Source organism: Paenibacillus sp. J23TS9, assembly GCF_018403225.1.
GTDB lineage: Bacteria > Bacillota > Bacilli > Paenibacillales > Paenibacillaceae > Paenibacillus_AQ.
This window is the reverse complement of record NZ_BOSG01000003.1, coordinates 599348-617026: the sequence shown is the minus strand read 5'-3', so window position 1 is coordinate 617026 and position 17679 is coordinate 599348. Positions and strand designations below refer to the sequence as shown.

Annotated in this window: 15 protein-coding genes; all 15 read left to right on the top strand. The window is 48.5% G+C overall.

Annotated elements, in window-relative coordinates; translation table 11 throughout:
- Positions 1-89: 89 nt before the first annotated feature.
- Positions 90-1061: an ABC transporter permease gene (locus KJS65_RS21275; protein ID WP_213651841.1), complete on the top strand. Its 972-nt coding sequence runs from the start codon at positions 90-92 to the stop codon at positions 1059-1061.
- A gap of 14 nt (positions 1062-1075) precedes the next feature.
- On the top strand, positions 1076-2047 hold the full coding sequence (locus KJS65_RS21270) for an ABC transporter permease (RefSeq protein WP_213651911.1): 972 nt from the start codon (positions 1076-1078) through the stop codon (positions 2045-2047).
- The gene (locus KJS65_RS21265; RefSeq protein WP_213651840.1) at positions 2014-3036 is read left to right on the top strand and encodes an ABC transporter ATP-binding protein; all 1023 of its coding nucleotides are present in this window, start codon (positions 2014-2016) and stop codon (positions 3034-3036) included. The genes KJS65_RS21270 and KJS65_RS21265 overlap by 34 nt, the downstream gene beginning before the upstream one ends.
- The gene (locus KJS65_RS21260; RefSeq protein WP_213651839.1) at positions 3029-4039 is read left to right on the top strand and encodes an ABC transporter ATP-binding protein; all 1011 of its coding nucleotides are present in this window, start codon (positions 3029-3031) and stop codon (positions 4037-4039) included. Before KJS65_RS21265 ends, KJS65_RS21260 begins: the two co-directional genes overlap by 8 nt.
- A gap of 312 nt (positions 4040-4351) precedes the next feature.
- A complete protein-coding gene (locus KJS65_RS21255) occupies positions 4352-5926 on the top strand; it encodes an MFS transporter (protein WP_213651910.1) in 1575 nt (524 codons plus the stop codon).
- A 312-nt stretch (positions 5927-6238) separates the two neighbouring features.
- The gene (locus KJS65_RS21250) at positions 6239-7249 is read left to right on the top strand and encodes an LCP family protein (RefSeq protein WP_213651838.1); all 1011 of its coding nucleotides are present in this window, start codon (positions 6239-6241) and stop codon (positions 7247-7249) included.
- A gap of 160 nt (positions 7250-7409) precedes the next feature.
- Positions 7410-7835 carry a CBS domain-containing protein gene (locus KJS65_RS21245; RefSeq protein WP_213651837.1) on the top strand — a complete coding sequence of 142 codons (426 nt, stop codon included), beginning with the start codon at positions 7410-7412 and terminating at the stop codon, positions 7833-7835.
- 213 nt (positions 7836-8048) lie between these two features.
- Complete coding sequence (locus KJS65_RS21240) at positions 8049-8351, top strand: MazG-like family protein (RefSeq protein ID WP_213651836.1); 303 nt, start codon at positions 8049-8051, stop codon at positions 8349-8351.
- 11 nt (positions 8352-8362) lie between these two features.
- The gene (locus KJS65_RS21235) at positions 8363-9274 is read left to right on the top strand and encodes a DUF2232 domain-containing protein (protein WP_244864701.1); all 912 of its coding nucleotides are present in this window, start codon (positions 8363-8365) and stop codon (positions 9272-9274) included.
- 10 nt (positions 9275-9284) lie between these two features.
- Positions 9285-11303, top strand: coding sequence for a DHH family phosphoesterase (locus tag KJS65_RS21230; RefSeq protein WP_213651834.1), 2019 nt, complete (start codon positions 9285-9287; stop codon positions 11301-11303).
- On the top strand, positions 11300-11743 hold the full coding sequence (rplI, locus tag KJS65_RS21225) for a 50S ribosomal protein L9 (protein ID WP_213651833.1): 444 nt from the start codon (positions 11300-11302) through the stop codon (positions 11741-11743). The genes KJS65_RS21230 and rplI overlap by 4 nt, the downstream gene beginning before the upstream one ends.
- A 1-nt stretch (position 11744) precedes the next feature.
- The gene (gene dnaB, locus KJS65_RS21220) at positions 11745-13106 is read left to right on the top strand and encodes a replicative DNA helicase (RefSeq protein WP_136607495.1); all 1362 of its coding nucleotides are present in this window, start codon (positions 11745-11747) and stop codon (positions 13104-13106) included.
- Between the two features lie 351 nt (positions 13107-13457).
- A complete protein-coding gene (locus KJS65_RS21215; protein ID WP_213651832.1) occupies positions 13458-14741 on the top strand; it encodes an adenylosuccinate synthase in 1284 nt (427 codons plus the stop codon).
- A gap of 167 nt (positions 14742-14908) precedes the next feature.
- On the top strand, positions 14909-15652 hold the full coding sequence (locus KJS65_RS21210) for a hypothetical protein (RefSeq protein WP_213651831.1): 744 nt from the start codon (positions 14909-14911) through the stop codon (positions 15650-15652).
- A 284-nt stretch (positions 15653-15936) separates the two neighbouring features.
- Positions 15937-17496, top strand: a complete 1560-nt coding sequence (locus KJS65_RS21205) for a M23 family metallopeptidase (RefSeq protein WP_213651830.1) — start codon at positions 15937-15939, stop codon at positions 17494-17496.
- The last annotated feature ends 183 nt before the right edge of the window (positions 17497-17679 follow it).

The following is a 17679-nucleotide window of genomic DNA, read 5'->3' as shown; positions in this document are numbered from 1 at the left end:
GGAGGGGGAGTAATCTACCCCCTCTCCCTTTTTTGCGTTTTATGGAAGTCGCGGTTTTGGTGTGTGTAAATTTGTTAGGAGGATCAATTATGACTGAATATCTCATCCGCCGCATACTGCAATCCATACTAGTGCTTTTTTTGATTTCACTGGTAACCTTCGGACTGATTCATGCAGCTCCAGGCGGACCTACCCAGATGATGATCTCACCTGGTATGTCACCAGCAGCAGCCAAGGTGCAGATGCACAACTTGGGTCTTGATAAGTCGGTACCAGAGCAGTATTGGATTTGGATCAAAAACCTGTTAACAGGCGATCTCGGCAAGACATTCAAAAACAATATTCCTGTCGGGGATATTCTGTGGCCGACGATGAAAAACACCTTTGTATTAATGTCCTTTTCTTGGGTAATCTCCATGATTATCGCAATTCCATGGGGGATTTATAACAGTACGAAGCCTTACGGTATTTCTGATCAAACGGCTAACTTTGTCTCGTATGTCGGGTTTGCAATGCCGGCGTTTTGGTTTGGTATTATTTTGCAGCAGATATTTTCATTACAGCTCAACTGGCTTCCGTTATCGGATATGTATGCCATGGATAAGCAAGGCAACTTTATCGATTTGTTGTACCATTTGATTCTGCCATGTTCCGTTCTTATCTTGGCCAACCTCGCAGCTTACTCAAAGTATTCGCGTTCCAGCATGCTCGAAGTATTGGAACAGGATTATATTCGTACCGCGCGCGCGAAAGGTGTCCCTGAGCGCAAGGTTATTTTCCGACATGCATTACGTAATGCCCTAATTCCGATAATTACAGTGTTAGGTATGGAATTGCCATCTCTTGTCGTAGGTGCCACATTAACTGAAAGTGTATTTAACTGGCCTGGCATGGGCCGTCTGTTTGTTGATATGGCAAGAGCGAGAGAATACTCTGTGCTGATGGCAATTGCCCTGGTTACTGCCGTAGTGGTTGTACTGGGCAACCTGATCGCTGATATACTTTATAAACTTGTCGATCCACGTGTACAGCTTGGACGTAAGGGAGGAAAATCCGCATGAGTGACATGAACGCGATGTCCGCACCGAATGTGCAGCAGTCTGTTGAACCGCAGGTGCCGGAGAACACTCCGCTTCCTCCGAGCGACAAACCACCGGGTCCATGGAAAACAGTGTGGACCAAATTCAGAAAAAATGGCTTTGCGATGTCAGGCCTTGTCGTATTGTTTCTGTTTATATTAGTTGCAGTTTTCGCGCCTTGGATAGCTCCTTACAAGCCAGACAGGATTGACCTTATGATCGCCAACCTGGCTCCAGGAACAGGAAATCATCTTTTGGGTACAGACGAAGTCGGGCGGGATATTTTCTCTCGCTTGGTTTATAGCAGTCGCATTTCCATGTTCATCGGTTTCTCGGTCGCTGCGATCACGGTTATCATCGGCTCCATTATCGGGGCGGTTTCCGGCTACTTCGGTGGATGGGTCGATACTATCTTCATGCGCATAGTCGATGTCATGAACTCGATTCCAACACTTTTCCTGAACATTCTCGTTATGGCCATTTTCGGTACGAAGATATCGTATATGATCATGATCTTGGCATTTACCAGCTGGACAGGTGTCGCCCGTCTCGTACGGGGCAACTTCCTGCAGCTGCGCGAAATGCAGTATGTCGAAGCTGCCAAAGCAATCGGTGTTTCCAGCGGGGGCATCATCTTCAGGCATCTGATGCGTAATGCAAGCTTTCCGATTATTGTCAATGCAACATTGATGGTAGGCGGCGCTATTTTATCGGAATCGGGTCTTTCTTACCTTGGACTCGGTATCCAGGCTCCTGCCACAAGCTGGGGACTCATGCTGAGCAACTCGCAGGAGTTCATGCTTACCAATCCAATGCAGGCGGTTTATCCGGGTCTTTGTATCCTGATTGTCGTGCTTGCTGTTAACTTCATTGGCGATGGCATTCGTGATGCCCTCGATCCAAGACAGAAAAATTCCCGGGGGAGGTTAGCTAAATGGCGGAAAAGCTTCTCGAAGTCCGGAATCTAACCACTGGCTTCTTAACGGATAAAGGTTTTGTGAAAGCAACGGACCGTATCTCCATTAGTATTGAAAAAGGGAAAACGCTTTGCCTCGTCGGCGAGTCCGGCAGTGGTAAAAGCGTAACCTCCCTTTCGATTATGCGTTTGATTGATTATGCTGGTGGCGTCATTTTAGAAGGCAACATCAACTTTAAGGGGCAAGACCTGGCAGCCAAGAAGCAAGAGGAACTGAAGGAAATCCGCGGGAATAAAATCTCGATGATTTTCCAGGATCCGATGTCAGCACTGAATCCCGTCTTTACGGTTGGGGACCAGATTGCTGAAAGCTTGAGTCTTCACCAGAACAAGAACAAGGATGAAGCGTGGAAGGAAGCCGTTGAGCTTCTGAGAATGGTGGGTATCCCTTCTCCTGAAATCCGGGCCAAGCAGTATCCGAACCAGCTGTCTGGCGGTATGTGTCAGCGTGTCGTTATTGCGATCGCATTGGCGGCTAAACCAGAGCTCCTCATTGCCGATGAGCCAACGACTGCGCTTGACGTTACGGTTCAGGCTCAAATTCTGGAACTGCTTCAGGATTTGAAAGAAAAGCTCGGAACTTCGATTCTGCTCATTACCCATGATATGGGCGTAGCTGCGGAAATGGCCGATCATATTGCCGTTATGTACGCTGGAGCCATTGTGGAGCAGGGAACTGTGGAAGAGATCTTCTCGAACCCTTCTCATCCATATACAGTAGGTCTCTTGCAGTCCATTCCAGGCTTTGAAGGCGAACGCGGCGGGGAATTGTACACCATTAAAGGTACGATTCCGGCGCTTGGTAATCTTCCGCAAGGCTGCCGCTTTAATCCGCGGTGCCCGCATGTGATGGATAAATGCCGTCAGGTTGAGCCAGGAGATATCAAAATTGGCAGCGAGCATTTTACGAAATGCTGGTTGTATGAAGATAAAGAGAAAGCAGCAGCTGCCTTAGGGAAAGGGGAAAGCATCCATGGCTAAGAACTTAGTTGAAGTAAACAACATTAAAAAGTATTTCCCTATCCACAAAGGCCTGCTCAATCGTGTTGTTGGTAATGTTAAAGCCGTTGATGATGTCTCTCTCTCCATTCGTGAGGGGGAAACCTTCGGTTTGGTTGGAGAATCCGGCTGCGGCAAGTCTACGCTCGGACGCGTTATTCTTCGATTGCAAGGGGCAACAGAAGGTTCCGTTAAAATTGACGGACGTGATATTCACGCATTGAGCCACAGAGAACTCAACAAAATGCGTGAAGATATGCAGATTATTTTCCAGGATCCGTTCGGCTCGCTGAATCCGCGTTTTCTAGTCAAGGATGTTATCGGTGAACCGCTCAAGATTCATACGAAGATGTCCGCAAAAGAAATTGATGAGCGCGTTGTGGAACTGATGAAGCTGGTAGGTCTCGATCCAACACGCCGCAATCGGTATCCGCATGAATTTTCCGGTGGTCAGCGCCAGCGGATCGGGATTGCACGCGCCATTGCATTGAAACCGAAATTCATTGTAGCGGATGAAGCTGTATCCGCACTTGACGTATCGGTACAATCGCAGGTTATCAACCTGCTGATGAAGCTGCAAAAAGAAATGGGACTAACATTCCTGTTTATCGCGCATGGTCTGAATGTGGTTCGTCATATTTCCGACCGCGTGGGTGTAATGTATCTGGGTAAGATGGTTGAAGTCGGTGAAACCGAGGCGCTGTATGCGAATCCGCTGCATCCATACACGGCGGCATTGCTCTCGGCGATTCCGAAGCCATCCCCAACCAAGAAACGGAACCGGATCGTACTGCAGGGAGACGTGCCTTCACCGGCGAATCCGCCATCCGGCTGCCGTTTCCATACTCGCTGTCCGTTTGCTCAAGAAAAGTGCAGCCAGGTAGAGCCGAAGCTGGAAGAGATTCTGCCAGGGCGTCAGGTTGCATGCCACTTCCCGGTTGGAGTGGAAGGCGGCTCGGACCTGAGTAAGCTTCAAACAAAATAAGTTAAGCTACACAGGCGGATTGGGGTCCTCCTGAGCGTTGAGTTAAATACGAAATGCCATTTAACAGCCTTGTGCCAGAGTTCTGGTCACGGGGCTGTTTTTTGTTAATTGTTGATATGTCAAAATGGGTATATATTTTTGAGAAAAAATGACTTGACGGTCATTTTCTTTGCTGTTATTCTCCGGTTAGATATAATGATCTGAATAAACAATGACAGAATAGGGCGTACAACCTCACAGAATGGGATTTAGGGAGCACATATCTAAGCTTGAATATACGTGTGTAAGGGAGGATATCCTGTGCAGAAAAATATGAAGGCTTCACTCGTTATTTTTGCAATTGGCGTGTTCATGGCCGCATTGGATAACGGTATTATTACTTCTTCACTGACGACTCTCATTTATTCCTTCGGCGTGAGCCCGACATGGGGCGCCTGGACCATTACGCTATATACACTTGGGCTTGCCGTCAGTGTGCCGATCGCAGGTAAGATGTCGGATCGTTACGGACGTAAGCGGCTGTTTATGATTGAAGTGATCTTATTTGGGACCGGATCATTGCTGGTGGCCCTTAGCCCGAATTTTACATTTTTCCTGATCGCGAGGCTTATTCAGGCACTTGGCGGCGGCGGTATTTTCATCATTGCCAGCTCATATGTCCTGTCGACGTTTCCGAGAGAACGCCATGGGCGCTCGCTGGGGATGCTCGGAGGCATGAATGGAATCGCGTCGGTGCTGGGTCCGAATATTGGATCTTTTATTTTAGGGGCTACGGGAAACTGGCACTGGCTGTTTTTGATCAATGTGCCGATTGCGGTTCTCCTGCTGATCTTTGGCGTCCGCTTCATTAAAGAAGAGCAGCAGCATACCAGAGCGAAAATGGACTGGACCGGCATTTCAGTTCTGATCCTTGGTGTGCTCAGCCTGATGTACAGCTTCACGAATCTGGATGGCGTGAATGTGATAGACAGTCTTCTTTCCTGGAAATTTTATGTGTTTTTCCTGGCGGCTGTTGTTCTGCTTGTCATGTTTTATGATATGGAGAGACGGCTTCAGCATTCCGGTACAGAGCCTGTCGTACCTGTTAATCTGCTGCAACAATCCACCTTCCGTTGGACGCTGTTTATTGCATTTTTCTCGGGAGCGATTCTCGCATCTGTTATTTTCATACCGGGATTTGTCGAGCAGTATTTGAATGTCTCAAGCACGGTTGCCGGGTACTGGTTTACTCCTGTGGCGCTTGCAGCGGGCATCGGCGCAGCGGGTGGCGGATTTTTAGTCGATAAAAAGGGACCGACATGGACCATTGCAGTGGCAAGCAGTTTGGGTATTATAGGCTTCCTGTTGTTTGCGCTCTGGGTACAAAATATATGGCAAATGATTATTGCAGGTGTTTTTGTCGGGATCGGCTTTGGCTCCATGCTGGGCGCGCCTGTGAACGTGCTGGTCACCGAGGGAGCAAGTGAAAAGAATAAAGGGATCGCCGTGGCAACCAGCTCGTTATCCCGTCAGATCGCCATGGCGATTGCGCCGACGATATTTGCAGGTTTCTTAGCACGTTCATTCATGAACATGGGCAGCCATATTAAGCAAGGCTTCGCCGAGAGCGGCATTCAAGTGCCGGCTGACGCGATGCAAAATTATGGCCCGAAGGGTGGCGCGGCAGGGAGCGGTGATTACCACAGTATTCTCGAGGGCTTTCGCAGTATTCCGGATGAAGGAGTGCGTAATGTCCTGCTGAATGCTCTTCATGTGACCGTGAAGCAGGGCTATAACGGACTTTTCTGGTCGGCGCTTGTATTCAGTGTATTAACTCTGGTGTCTGCGCTTATTCTGGGTGCCATCCGCCGTAAAAAAGCAGTCAAACAGGAAGGCAGCAACGTATGAAAATATATATGGATTTTACAGTAAGAGCTCTGTCATTCCGACAGAGCTTTTTTGATGAAGGATCGATGCGGAAAAACTGCAAATATTTAGCGGTAAAGGAACCTTTTTTTCAAAAATCGACACCGAAATACGGTTTCTTTTTATAAAATTAGCGTTTACAATGTTAATGTCGTTTGACAATATTTAAACGGATATTCACCATAGAATGCGTCAAGAAATCCATCATCCGTTTATATAAAGAAAGGAGGCCAGAGAAAACCGTTTTTTCTAGGAATTAGGACTTTTATTCTAAATAAAAGAAGGAATCATTGAATGAAAAAGAGAACAAAAATATATATATCCATAGCTGTTATCCTTCTTCTGGTTGCAGGGAGCGCCTTTGCCTTCCGCAAGCAGCTCGCGGTAATGGCATTTGATGTTTTTCTTTCCAAGCGGGTGGAGAGCTCGCTGCAAAAATCCTATCAACCACTGGAGTCCAAGGACAATACGCCCAGCAAGCCAGCCGAACCCGTAGTATATCAAAACAAACCGTTTTCGGTCATGCTGCTTGGCTCGGATCAGCGTAAAGATGAACCGGCCCGTTCGGATACGCTCATTTATGCGGTTGTACGCCCCAAGGATTCCAAAGTATTGCTCATTTCTATCCCAAGGGATACGTATACTGAGATTATAGGAAAAGGAAAGAAGGATAAAATTACGCATGCCTACGCATTTGGCGGGCAGCAGATGTCCAAGGATACCATGGAAGCCTTTTTAGGCCAGAAGGTGGATTATTACGCCACCATTAATTTCCAGGGACTGAAGGATGCGGTCAATGCGCTTGGCGGTGTGGAGCTGCCGATTCAGAAGGATATTGTGAACAAAGGCTATGACCATGAAAAATTTACGGTTAAAGCGAATAAGCCTATCTATACCGGTGAGGAAGCACTGAATTATGTACGATACCGGGAAGATAGCGATTTTAACCGTACGAAGCGCCAGCAGGTATTCCTGGACGCTGTTGCGAATCGGATGCTTCATTTGAATCAGATTTCCAAAATTCCGGAGCTGCTAGATATCATGGGCGATAACTTCCAAACCGATATGCAGCCAAAGTTCATTATCGATCTGGCGAAGCAGGTATTAACCGGATCCGAAGCTCAGATCTCCAGCTATACGATTATGGGTGAAGGGATGAAAATTGACGGCATTTATTATGATGAGCCGATTCAGAAAGATGTAGACAAAGCCAAAGAACTCATTGATAGCTGGAAAAATCCCAACACATTATCGGATGAACTGATGCTGCCAGATGACAAGAAAGAGGAGAGTACCGTAAAATAGTATTACGGCACACTTCTCCGCATGTGTACATTCAATAACTTGAAATGATCGGCAGCCACAGGTGCGGCTGCTGATTTTGCGTCTGCTTGAAACAATGCCGGGATTGAAACGTATGAAGATAGGAGAAGCTTGAAGAAGGGTAGAGGAGGATTAGTCCCACATGAATATAGCGTTTTTTCTGCTACCTAAACAGGAGGTCGTTACCGTAACGATGGACTCCACATTGCGGCAGACACTCGAACGGATGGAGTATCACAGGTATACAGCAGTTCCTATTCTAAGCAAGGATGGAACGTACGCTGGAACGGTGACCGAAGGCGATCTGCTTTGGCATATGAAAAACTCAAGTGGCAAGATGAACTTCGAGAATGCGTCCAAGTTTCTGCTGAAGGACGTGCCGCTCAAGGTGAATAATAAGCCGGTGTCCATTGATGCGAATATGGAAGATTTGATTAACCTGGCTAAAGTCCAGAACTTTGTGCCGGTGGTAGATGATATGAACCGTTTTATCGGAATCGTCCGCAGAAGCCAGATTATCGAATACTGTGAGCGGTTTGTGTCCAAGGAATCCATGAATTCGCGTTAGGTTCATAACGTATATTCATTTTCAAAAATATTTGCGGTTACCTTAAGCATAAGAGATATAAAATGATAAAAGACCTGCTTTTGATTTGTATGATCCGCAGGTCTTTTTGCCGCAGCTTGAAGCATGAACGGCGGCGGGAGCTATTTTCGTTAGCAGCAGCTTTTTATGATATAATGGAGAATAAAGCTTTTTCAGGGAGTGTGACCTTCAGATATGCCAAAGGATTTGGATGTAGCCAAACGCGCGAAAGTCATCGAATGGCTAAAAACCGAAGTGGTTGACAACGTATCCCGACTGTTTAAGGCATTATGGGAAGGCAGCACGACCCGTGTGGGTGACAGTCTCGCCAGTTTGATCATGAGTTCCTACATATTGGCTCGCAGGCTTGGAATATCGTACCGGGACCTGGATGATCTTTTGACCGAGAAACTTAAGAAACATAAGCAGGAAGGCCACCAGCTTGAGGAGTGGTATCAAGATATTTCCGCGCTGGAAGAACATATGCGTAAGAGGTGAAGACATTGAAAATGCGCTGGACATCGGTAGTATGGAGCGTTGTGTATCTGCTTCTGCTGCTCTCCTTACTTTCCCCTTTATCGATCGTGACGGTGTTTTTTCTGATATTGCCCGCCACGATTCTTTTTGCAACCTTAAATCTAAAATCTTTTCTGCTACACGCCATCCCGGTATGGCTGATTGCCTTTATCGTGCATCCGGTAAATCTGCTTTTGGCTGCGTACTTCCTGATCCCTGCGATAGTTATGGGCCGGGCTTACAAGAAAAAAGCTCCCGCACTGCGCACGTTGATGACAGGAGCGGGGATTATTCTGGCCGAAATGCTCGTACTGCTGCTGATTGGCACGGTGTTTTTGAACTTCGACCTGTCCAGTTATGTAGATGATATTGTGAAAATGACGACGTCGCCGTTGAAGGATGTGGGCGGAAATAATCCGCTCATGACGGATATGGCCTGGACCCCGGAAGATATGAGAATGTTAAGCAACGCAACGATGCAGATGATTCCGTTTGCGATGATTATCAGCTCCTTCATGATGGCAGTTATTACACATTCGCTGGCGCGTCCAATCATAGAAAGCATGGGCCAACATGTACCTAAGATGAAGCCTGCCCGTGAGTGGATGATGCCGAGATCGCTGATCTGGTACTATCTGATCGGAGTTGTGATTGAGATATTCGCCCGCAGTTCCAGCAATTCATATATGACGATGATTGCCGCGAACCTGGTTCCGCTGCTGCATATTTGTTTTATGATTCAAGCCATTGGATTTTTCTATTACTTGGGACATACGAGAAAATGGCATCCGGTTATACCATTGCTGTTCGCAATTCCGATCTTGCTGTTTCCGCCGATGCGGATCATCGGAATACTGGATCTTGCATTTCCGCTGCGTCAATTTATGACTAAATCAAAACGTTAGGGTGGGTGTCATGCCTAAATTTCTACAACAGCGCTGGCACGGCTATTATACCGTCTGGGCGTTTATGCTGATGCTGCTTTTGGTCATTATTGTGATCCGGTACAATTGGCCGCTCGGAATCATAAGCCTCATTCTGGTGGCGGCGCTCTGCTACCTGTTGCTGAAGGCGGAAATGCGGTATCGCAAGAACCTGCTGGAGTATATCAACGGCTTGTCCTTCCGTGTTAAAAGAGTTGAAGGCGAAGCAATTAACACCCTGCCGTTCGGGATTGTGCTCTATGGCGAGGACAAGACTGTCGAATGGAACAATCGTTATATATGTAAAATATTCGAACAAAAATCGCTCGTCGGTGATTCGCTTCAGGAGCTGTTCCCGTCACTGTCATCGATCATGAATGAAAAAAAAGATGGCAGCCATAAGGACGGCCACAAGGATAATCACAAGGATGGGCAAAAGCATTTTCAGACGGAGATCAAAATCGGTGAGTCCTATTACCATTTGATGCTGAATACGGAGGAGCGTCTGATCTATCTGTATGATGTGACCGAAATGGCAGTCCTTCGCGAGAAATACGAATCAGAGAAGCTGGCGATCGGCATTATGATGATGGACAATCTCGATGAGGCGGCTCAAGGAATGGATGATCAGCAGCGCACCTCCCTGATTGCCAAGGTAACGACAGAGATTACAGAATGGGCAAAGCATTACGAGGTATACCTGCGCCGGCTTTCGTCGGACCGGTACCTGATGATGCTGAATTATAAATCGCTGCAGGAGCTGGAAAAAAGCAGATTCGTCATTCTCGATGAGGTTCGTGAAATGACTGCCGAGCTGAAGGTGCCAATGACGCTGAGTATCGGGCTTGGCTTCGGTCCGGAAAGCATTAGCGAGCTGGGCGAACTGGCGCAGTCTTCCCTGGATATGGCGCTTGGGCGCGGCGGGGATCAGGCAGCTGTCAAAGCAGGACAGCGTCTGTCCTTTTATGGCGGGAAATCCAATGCGGTCGAGAAACGTACTCGGGTACGCGCCAGAGTCATTGCACATGCCCTGCGTGATTTGATTCAGGAAAGCGATAAGGTGTTTATCATGGGACACCGTTTGCCGGACATGGATGTGATCGGGGCATCCATCGGGGTGCTGAAGGCGGCGCAGATCTATAACGTCGAAGCCTATATCGTCCTTCCGGGCACGAATCCGTCGATAGAACGGATGATGGCTCAGGTGCAGAAGGATGAGAAGCTTATGGAGCGGTTTATCTCGCCGGAGCAGGCGCTTGCGATGCTGAATCCGCACAGCCTGCTGGTGGTGGTGGATACCCATAAGGCTTCCATGACGATGGAGCCGAAGCTGGTGCAGAATGCGAGCCGGATTGTCGTCGTGGACCATCACCGCCGCGGCGAGGAGTTTATCAACGATGCCGTACTGGTCTACATGGAACCTTATGCTTCTTCGGCTTGTGAGCTGGTTACCGAGCTTTTGCAATATATTCATGAGAAAATTCAGCTTACCCCGATGGAAGCAACGATGCTGCTGGCTGGTATAGCAGTGGATACGAAGCATTTTGCGCTTCACACCGGTTCACGTACTTTTGAAGCGGCAGGGTTCCTGCGCCGCAGCGGTGCCGATACGATTCAGATCCAGCGGATGCTGAAAGAAGACTTGCAGGAATATCTGGCAAAGTCAGATATCATTAAGCATGCTAAAATGGTATATGATCATGTCGCTCTTGCAAAAACCGAGCCGGGAGCTGTCATCCCGCAGCTGTTAATTGCTCAGGCGGCAGATACGCTGCTCAATATGACGGATGTGGTGGCCTCGTTTGTCATCAGCGAACGGCCGGATGGCCTGATAGGCATCAGTGCGCGTTCACTGGGCCGGATGAATGTTCAGGTTGTGATGGAAAGACTTGGCGGCGGCGGACATTTAACGAATGCGGCCGTACAGCTAAAGGGCAGCGTAGAGGAAGCTGAGCAGCAGCTGCTTGAGGTTCTCGCGCAAATTGAGGAGAAAGAGGGTTTGTTCGAATGAAAGTAATTTTTTTGAAAGATGTTAAGGGTCAAGGTAAAAAGGGAGAAATTAAAGAGGTTTCTGAAGGATATGCAGGTAATTTTCTGCTGCCGCGCGGTCTCGCCCGCCTGGCAACGGATGGAAATATGAAAACACTGGAAAACCAAACTGCAGCGGAGCAGAAACGTAAAGAGCAGGAGAAGGAAGACGCTCAGCAGCTCGGCAAAAAGCTGGAGGAGACGATGATTCAGCTGAAAGCCAAAGCCGGTGAAGGCGGACGATTGTTCGGAGCCATTACCAGCAAGCAGATCGCCGAAGCACTCGCGGCGCTGAATGTGAAGATCGACAAACGCAAAATTGAACTGGAAGAACCTATTCGCCACCTGGGTGTGACCCAGATGACAGTTAAGCTGCATCCTGAAGTAAAGGCAACGCTTAAGGTTCAGGTTACGGAGGAATAAGATGGGCGGAGAACTCTTTTTCGACCGGATTCCTCCGCAGAATCTGGAGGCAGAACAGGCGGTTCTAGGTGCAATTCTGCTGCAGAGTGAAGCCATGATCACCGCGATGGAGCGGGTGCAGCCGGAGGATTTCTACGATGCGCCGCATCAGCTGATCTATGAAGCGATGATCCAGCTCGGAGAAGAGAATCAGCCAGTCGATCTGATTACCCTGACTTCACGTCTGCAGGACAAGGGCCAGCTGGAGGATGTCGGCGGGGTCAGCTATCTTGCGAAGCTGGCACATGCGGTACCGACCGCGGCCAACGTAGAATATTATGCCCAGATCATCGAAGAGAAATCGATGCTGCGGCGATTGATCCGCACAGCCACGCAGATTGTCAGCGAGGGCTATACCGGCGGTGAAGATGTATCCGGCATGCTCAGTGATGCCGAACGTAAAATCCTCGAGATATCCAACAGGCGAACGGGCAGCGGCTTCGTCGCCATCCGCGACGTACTGATGGAAGTATTCGATCGAGTTGAGATTCTGCACCAGCAGAGCGGAAGCACGACGGGGATACCAACGGGGTTTGTGGATCTGGACAGGATGACCAATGGATTTCAGCGTTCAGATTTGATCATTGTGGCTGCCCGTCCTTCTGTGGGTAAAACGGCATTCGCCCTAAATATTGCTCAGAACGTTGCTGTACGCGCCAAAGAGACCGTAGCGATCTTCAGTCTCGAGATGTCGGCGCCTCAGCTCGTTAACCGTATGATCTGCGCCGAAGCCAATCTGGATGCGAATATCATGCGGACGGGCGACTTTAAGACCGACGATGATTGGGCCAAGCTGACGATGGGCATTGCCTCGCTTGCTGAGGCTGAGATTTATATCGATGATACACCGGGCATTACGGTAGCGGATATCCGCGCCAAGTGCCGCCGTTTGAAGAAGGAAAAGGGCCTTGGCATGATCGTGATTGACTACCTGCAGCTCATTCAAGGACGAGGCAAGGCTGGCGAGAACCGTCAGCAGGAGGTATCTGAAATCTCGCGTACACTGAAACAAATAGCCCGTGAGCTAAGTGTGCCGGTTATTGCACTATCTCAGCTCAGCCGGGGTGTGGAGCAGCGTCAGGACAAGCGCCCGATGATGTCCGACCTTCGGGAATCGGGTTCCATCGAGCAGGATGCCGATATCGTAGCCTTCCTCTACCGCGATGATTATTACAATCAGGAGACGGAGAAGAAGAACATTATCGAGATCATCATGGCGAAACAGCGTAACGGCCCAGTAGGTACCGTTGAGCTGGTATTCCTTAAGAATTTTAATAAATTCGTTAATTACGAAAGGACGCATGCAGAACCATTTGCCATGTGAGCTGAGCATTTGGGTATGTCTTGCGTCTACCGTGAAGATAAAAGCAAATATCATGTTCTAATTCCGAACAATTGCACATACGAATGTGTGATTGTTCGTTTTTTATTTGACTTTAAAAATTCGGACTGTTACACTGGTAATGCTGCTTTGGGAATCAATTTCATAATGGATTCATACCGAGTGTATGAACCAATCCAGCTTAATTTCAAACAGCAAATGGCATTATGACATTGATTATTAGTGCAGCGAGACTCCACTTGCATCGTGCATGCATAGAGTTTCTGGTTTTCGTGCAAAATTCATAGGAATTATTAAAATGAGGTGTACTAAGCACCAAGCGGGGGAATGAAAATGTCAACAGTAGTCGTTGTGGGAACACAATGGGGAGACGAAGGCAAAGGCAAAATCACGGACTTTCTCGCGGAGAGCGCCGATGTGGTGGCCCGTTACCAGGGCGGCAACAATGCCGGACATACCATTCTGATTGACGGTAAAAAATATAAGCTCAGCCTGATTCCATCCGGCGTGTTTTATTCCGATAAGATTTGCGTCATCGGTAACGGTATGGTTATTAATCCGGCTGCACTCATTGAAGAGATCAATTACATTCATGATAATGGATTTACAACAGATAATTTGGTCATCAGCGATCGTGCTCATGTCATCATGCCATATCATATGGTGCTGGACGGACTCGAGGAAGACCGCAAAGGGCCGAACAAAATCGGAACCACACGCAAAGGCATTGGCCCTTGCTACATGGATAAGGCAGCCCGGAACGGTATCCGGATCGCCGATCTGATGGATCCCGAAGAGTTCGAACTGAAGCTGCGTCACCTGATGAAAGAGAAAAACCAAGTCATTCAGCAAATGTATGGTGCGGAGCCGCTTGATGTAGAGGAAGTACTCCAGAAGTATCTCGAGTATGCTGAGTTCATCCGCAAGTACGTGACGGATACATCGGTTGTGCTGAACGATGCCATCGACGAAGAGCGCAAGGTGCTGTTCGAAGGTGCTCAAGGCGTGATGCTGGATATCGACCAAGGTACGTACCCATACGTAACCTCCTCGAATCCATCTGCCGGCGGTGTCTGCATCGGTTCGGGTGTAGGACCTTCGAAAATCAGCCAGATCATCGGTGTTGCCAAATCCTATACCACTCGTGTGGGTGACGGCCCGTTCCCGACAGAGCTGAATAATGAAATTGGTGATTACATTCGTGAAAAAGGCCATGAATATGGCACGGTTACCGGACGCGCACGCCGCGTTGGCTGGTTTGACACTGTCGTGGTACGCCATGCGCGCCGTGTCAGCGGATTGACCGGATTGTCCCTGAATTCGCTGGACGTGCTCACAGGACTGGATACTGTTAAGATCTGTACCGGTTACAAGTACCGCGGAGAGATCATTACCCATTACCCGGCGAGCCTGAAAATGCTTGCGGAATGTGAAGCGGTATATGAGGAAATGCCAGGCTGGAACGAGGATATCACGGAAGCGAAGACTCTTGAGGATCTGCCTGAAACGACACGGAATTATGTGAAACGCGTTTCCGAGCTGACAGGCATTCCGATTGCCATCTTCTCCGTGGGCCGCAACCGCAGCCAAACGAATCAAATTTTGCCAATCTACTAAGCATAAGAAATAAAGCCCATTTGCCGGGAATGCCCGGTAGATGGGCTTTTTTTGCATCCGGGGATTAAAAGCTACCATAAACCGTCAATACTTCTAGTAATAGAAAGTTTCTGGACTTTCCGTACTAGCAATCATCCAGCATGGTTGGCATAAAGGAGGAAGACGGCATGAAAATTACACGGTGGCTGCTCAAAATGGTACTTACGGTAGCTTTGATCAGCGGATTAACCGTACTTACGACCGGAGCCATAGTAAACAGCTATGTGCAATCCCTGCTATCAAGTTTTAATATAACGCTTGAGGGGCAGTCTCTTAGCTTGGGTAGTATGATGAAAGGAATGCTGGGCTTCAAGAGCGGAAGCAGCGCTGACAAGACGAAAGAGACGAAGGATTCTCAAAATACCACAAACAGTCCAGGAAATCAGGATACAACAAGCCCGCCGGTTTCTAGCGGCGAAACAGGATCTCTTACAGGAGACAGTACGGGTAAAAACAGCAGCGACACATCGACCAGCGGAAATACAAAACCCGCAGAAAGCGGCGCAAACGGCAGCAGTCGTACGGACGGAAGCTCTACAGAAAACGGGCAGGCACCGGACAATGCGCTTCCGGTCATGGGTCAGGGACTGCTGGGAGAGTCCGCTGCAGGAAGTCAATCCGCGCAGGATCAGCAGGTCGTGATCAGCCCGGATGATGTGGTTAAGAAGAAGCAGGAGCTGACAAGCAGTGAGAAGGAGCAGATCTTTAACATCCTCATGACGAAGCTGCCGCAAACCGAGATGCAGAAAATCTCAAGTGCAATGGAAGATGGGCTGACCGAGAAGGAATTGCAAACCATTGAGGAGTCCATCGCCAAGTATTTGAGCACCGAGGAATACAATGTCCTGAAACAGATGCTGGAACAGGAATAGAGGTCCGGTGGCGCATTAGGCCGTTGTCGAATTTCCAGATCAATACGGCATTCATGCCGGGAAATGTTATCTTTTTGTCACCATGATAAATAAACAAAAATGATCATATATTACTGGAAACCCGCTCATGGAGCGGGTTTATTTGCTAATTACGCAGAGTTGAATTGTTAACTTACGTTGTGTTAAAGTAGACAAGGGCGTAAAAAGGTATCAAAATTTTAACCTTTTTGTCTATGGATTTGTAAAATCCATGGCCCGATATACAGAGCACAAGGGAGAGTATTATGAAGGGTTTTATGGGTTTTCGCCAAACGGAGGAGAAGCAAGCAGAGGCAACATCGGCAGGGCAAGCTTCCGGGCACGAAGAACATGATGACAGCATGAGCACTTCTACCCTCACAGAGCCGAAAGGGCGCAGATGGAGTGCTACCCGGAAATGGATTGCAGGTACAACTGGAGCAGTTGTGGTCATTGTCGGTCTGGTATTTGCGGGCAATCAATATGTCGACGCCAAGACGGTTCCTTACTATCATGTCTACATACATGGGGAAGAGGTCGGAACAATAGATGATCCGGCACGAATTGATAAACTATTCAGCCAGAAACGGCAGGAATATCAGGATAAGTATCCGAATGTGGCGATGGAGCTGCATACGGAGGGTATTACAACCAAGTTGGAGAAAGCTTTTAAGGCTGAGCCCGATACACACAACACGATGGACAAGCTTGGTAAAAAGCTGAAGGCTTATGCAGAAGGCGTGGAGCTGAAGGTGGATGGCAAGGTAGTTGGCATCGTTAAGGATCAAGCTACGATAAACGCAGCACTGAAGAAAGTGAAGCAGAAGTACGCTCCGCAAACTGCGGCCGCTTCGGGAGCAAACAATGCATCGATGAAGAAGCTTGCAGCCAGCGGTACGGCCAAGCCTACGAATATGGCCGCTAACCCGGCAGTGAAATCGGTGCGCATCGAGGAGAAGGTGACTTCAGCTCCAGTAGAAACGGATCCAAACAAGGTTTTGACTGCTGAAGAGGCCGCCAAGCTGCTGATCACGGGTAAGGACGCGCCTCTGGCATATACGGTGGAGGAAGGCGATACAATCAGCTCCATCTCCAACCAGTTTCACGTGAACCAGAAGGAGATCTTTTCGAACAATCCGCAGATTAAGGAAAAATATCTGCAGATTGGCGATCAGCTGAAGCTGACGGTTCCCAAGCCGCCCATTACAGTAACAACGGTTGAAAAGGTATCCGAGCAGGTGGCGACAGCGCCTGATATCGAGATCCGCAAGTCCAAGGATCTTCCGGCTGGTAAGAGCAAGGTAGTCCGTCCCGGCCAGGAAGGCCTCAAGGTTATGAATTATGTCGTTACGAAGCACAATGGCAAGGTCGTTGATGAGCAGTGGGTGGGCCAAACCGTTGTGAAATCTTCGCTGACCGAAGTCGTGCTGCAGGGAACCAAGGTTCCAGGCAAAGGCTCAGGCAAGTTCGCCTGGCCGGTAAGCGGCGCCACCATCTCCAGCTCCTATGGTTCGCGCTGGGGCAAGACACATAAAGGCATTGACATCGTTTCAGGCAACCGGACGATCAAAGCCGCGGATGACGGCACGGTCACATTCACCGGACAGATTAACGGATACGGCAATGCGATTATCATTAACCACAGCAATGGTTATGAAACATTGTACGGGCATTTGAAAAGTATATCGACACATACGGGAGCGCATGTGAACCAGGGTGACAAGATTGGTATTATGGGCAGTACCGGCCGTTCCACCGGGACCCATCTCCATTTTGAAATCCATAAGGGAAGCTCCATTCAAAACCCGATGAAATACTTGAATTAATCCGTAGTTCCAAACACGTTCAGCAATCATACACGATGATATAGATGGGCACTGTCTCTTATCCGAGGCAGTGTTTTTTTTGAACAAATGCATGAGATAAACCGTGTTTAAGCGCTTGGACAGGATGTGACGCGAAGCGAGGTATGGTAAAATGTTAGGAGGACTGTACGAGTTCCGATGAAC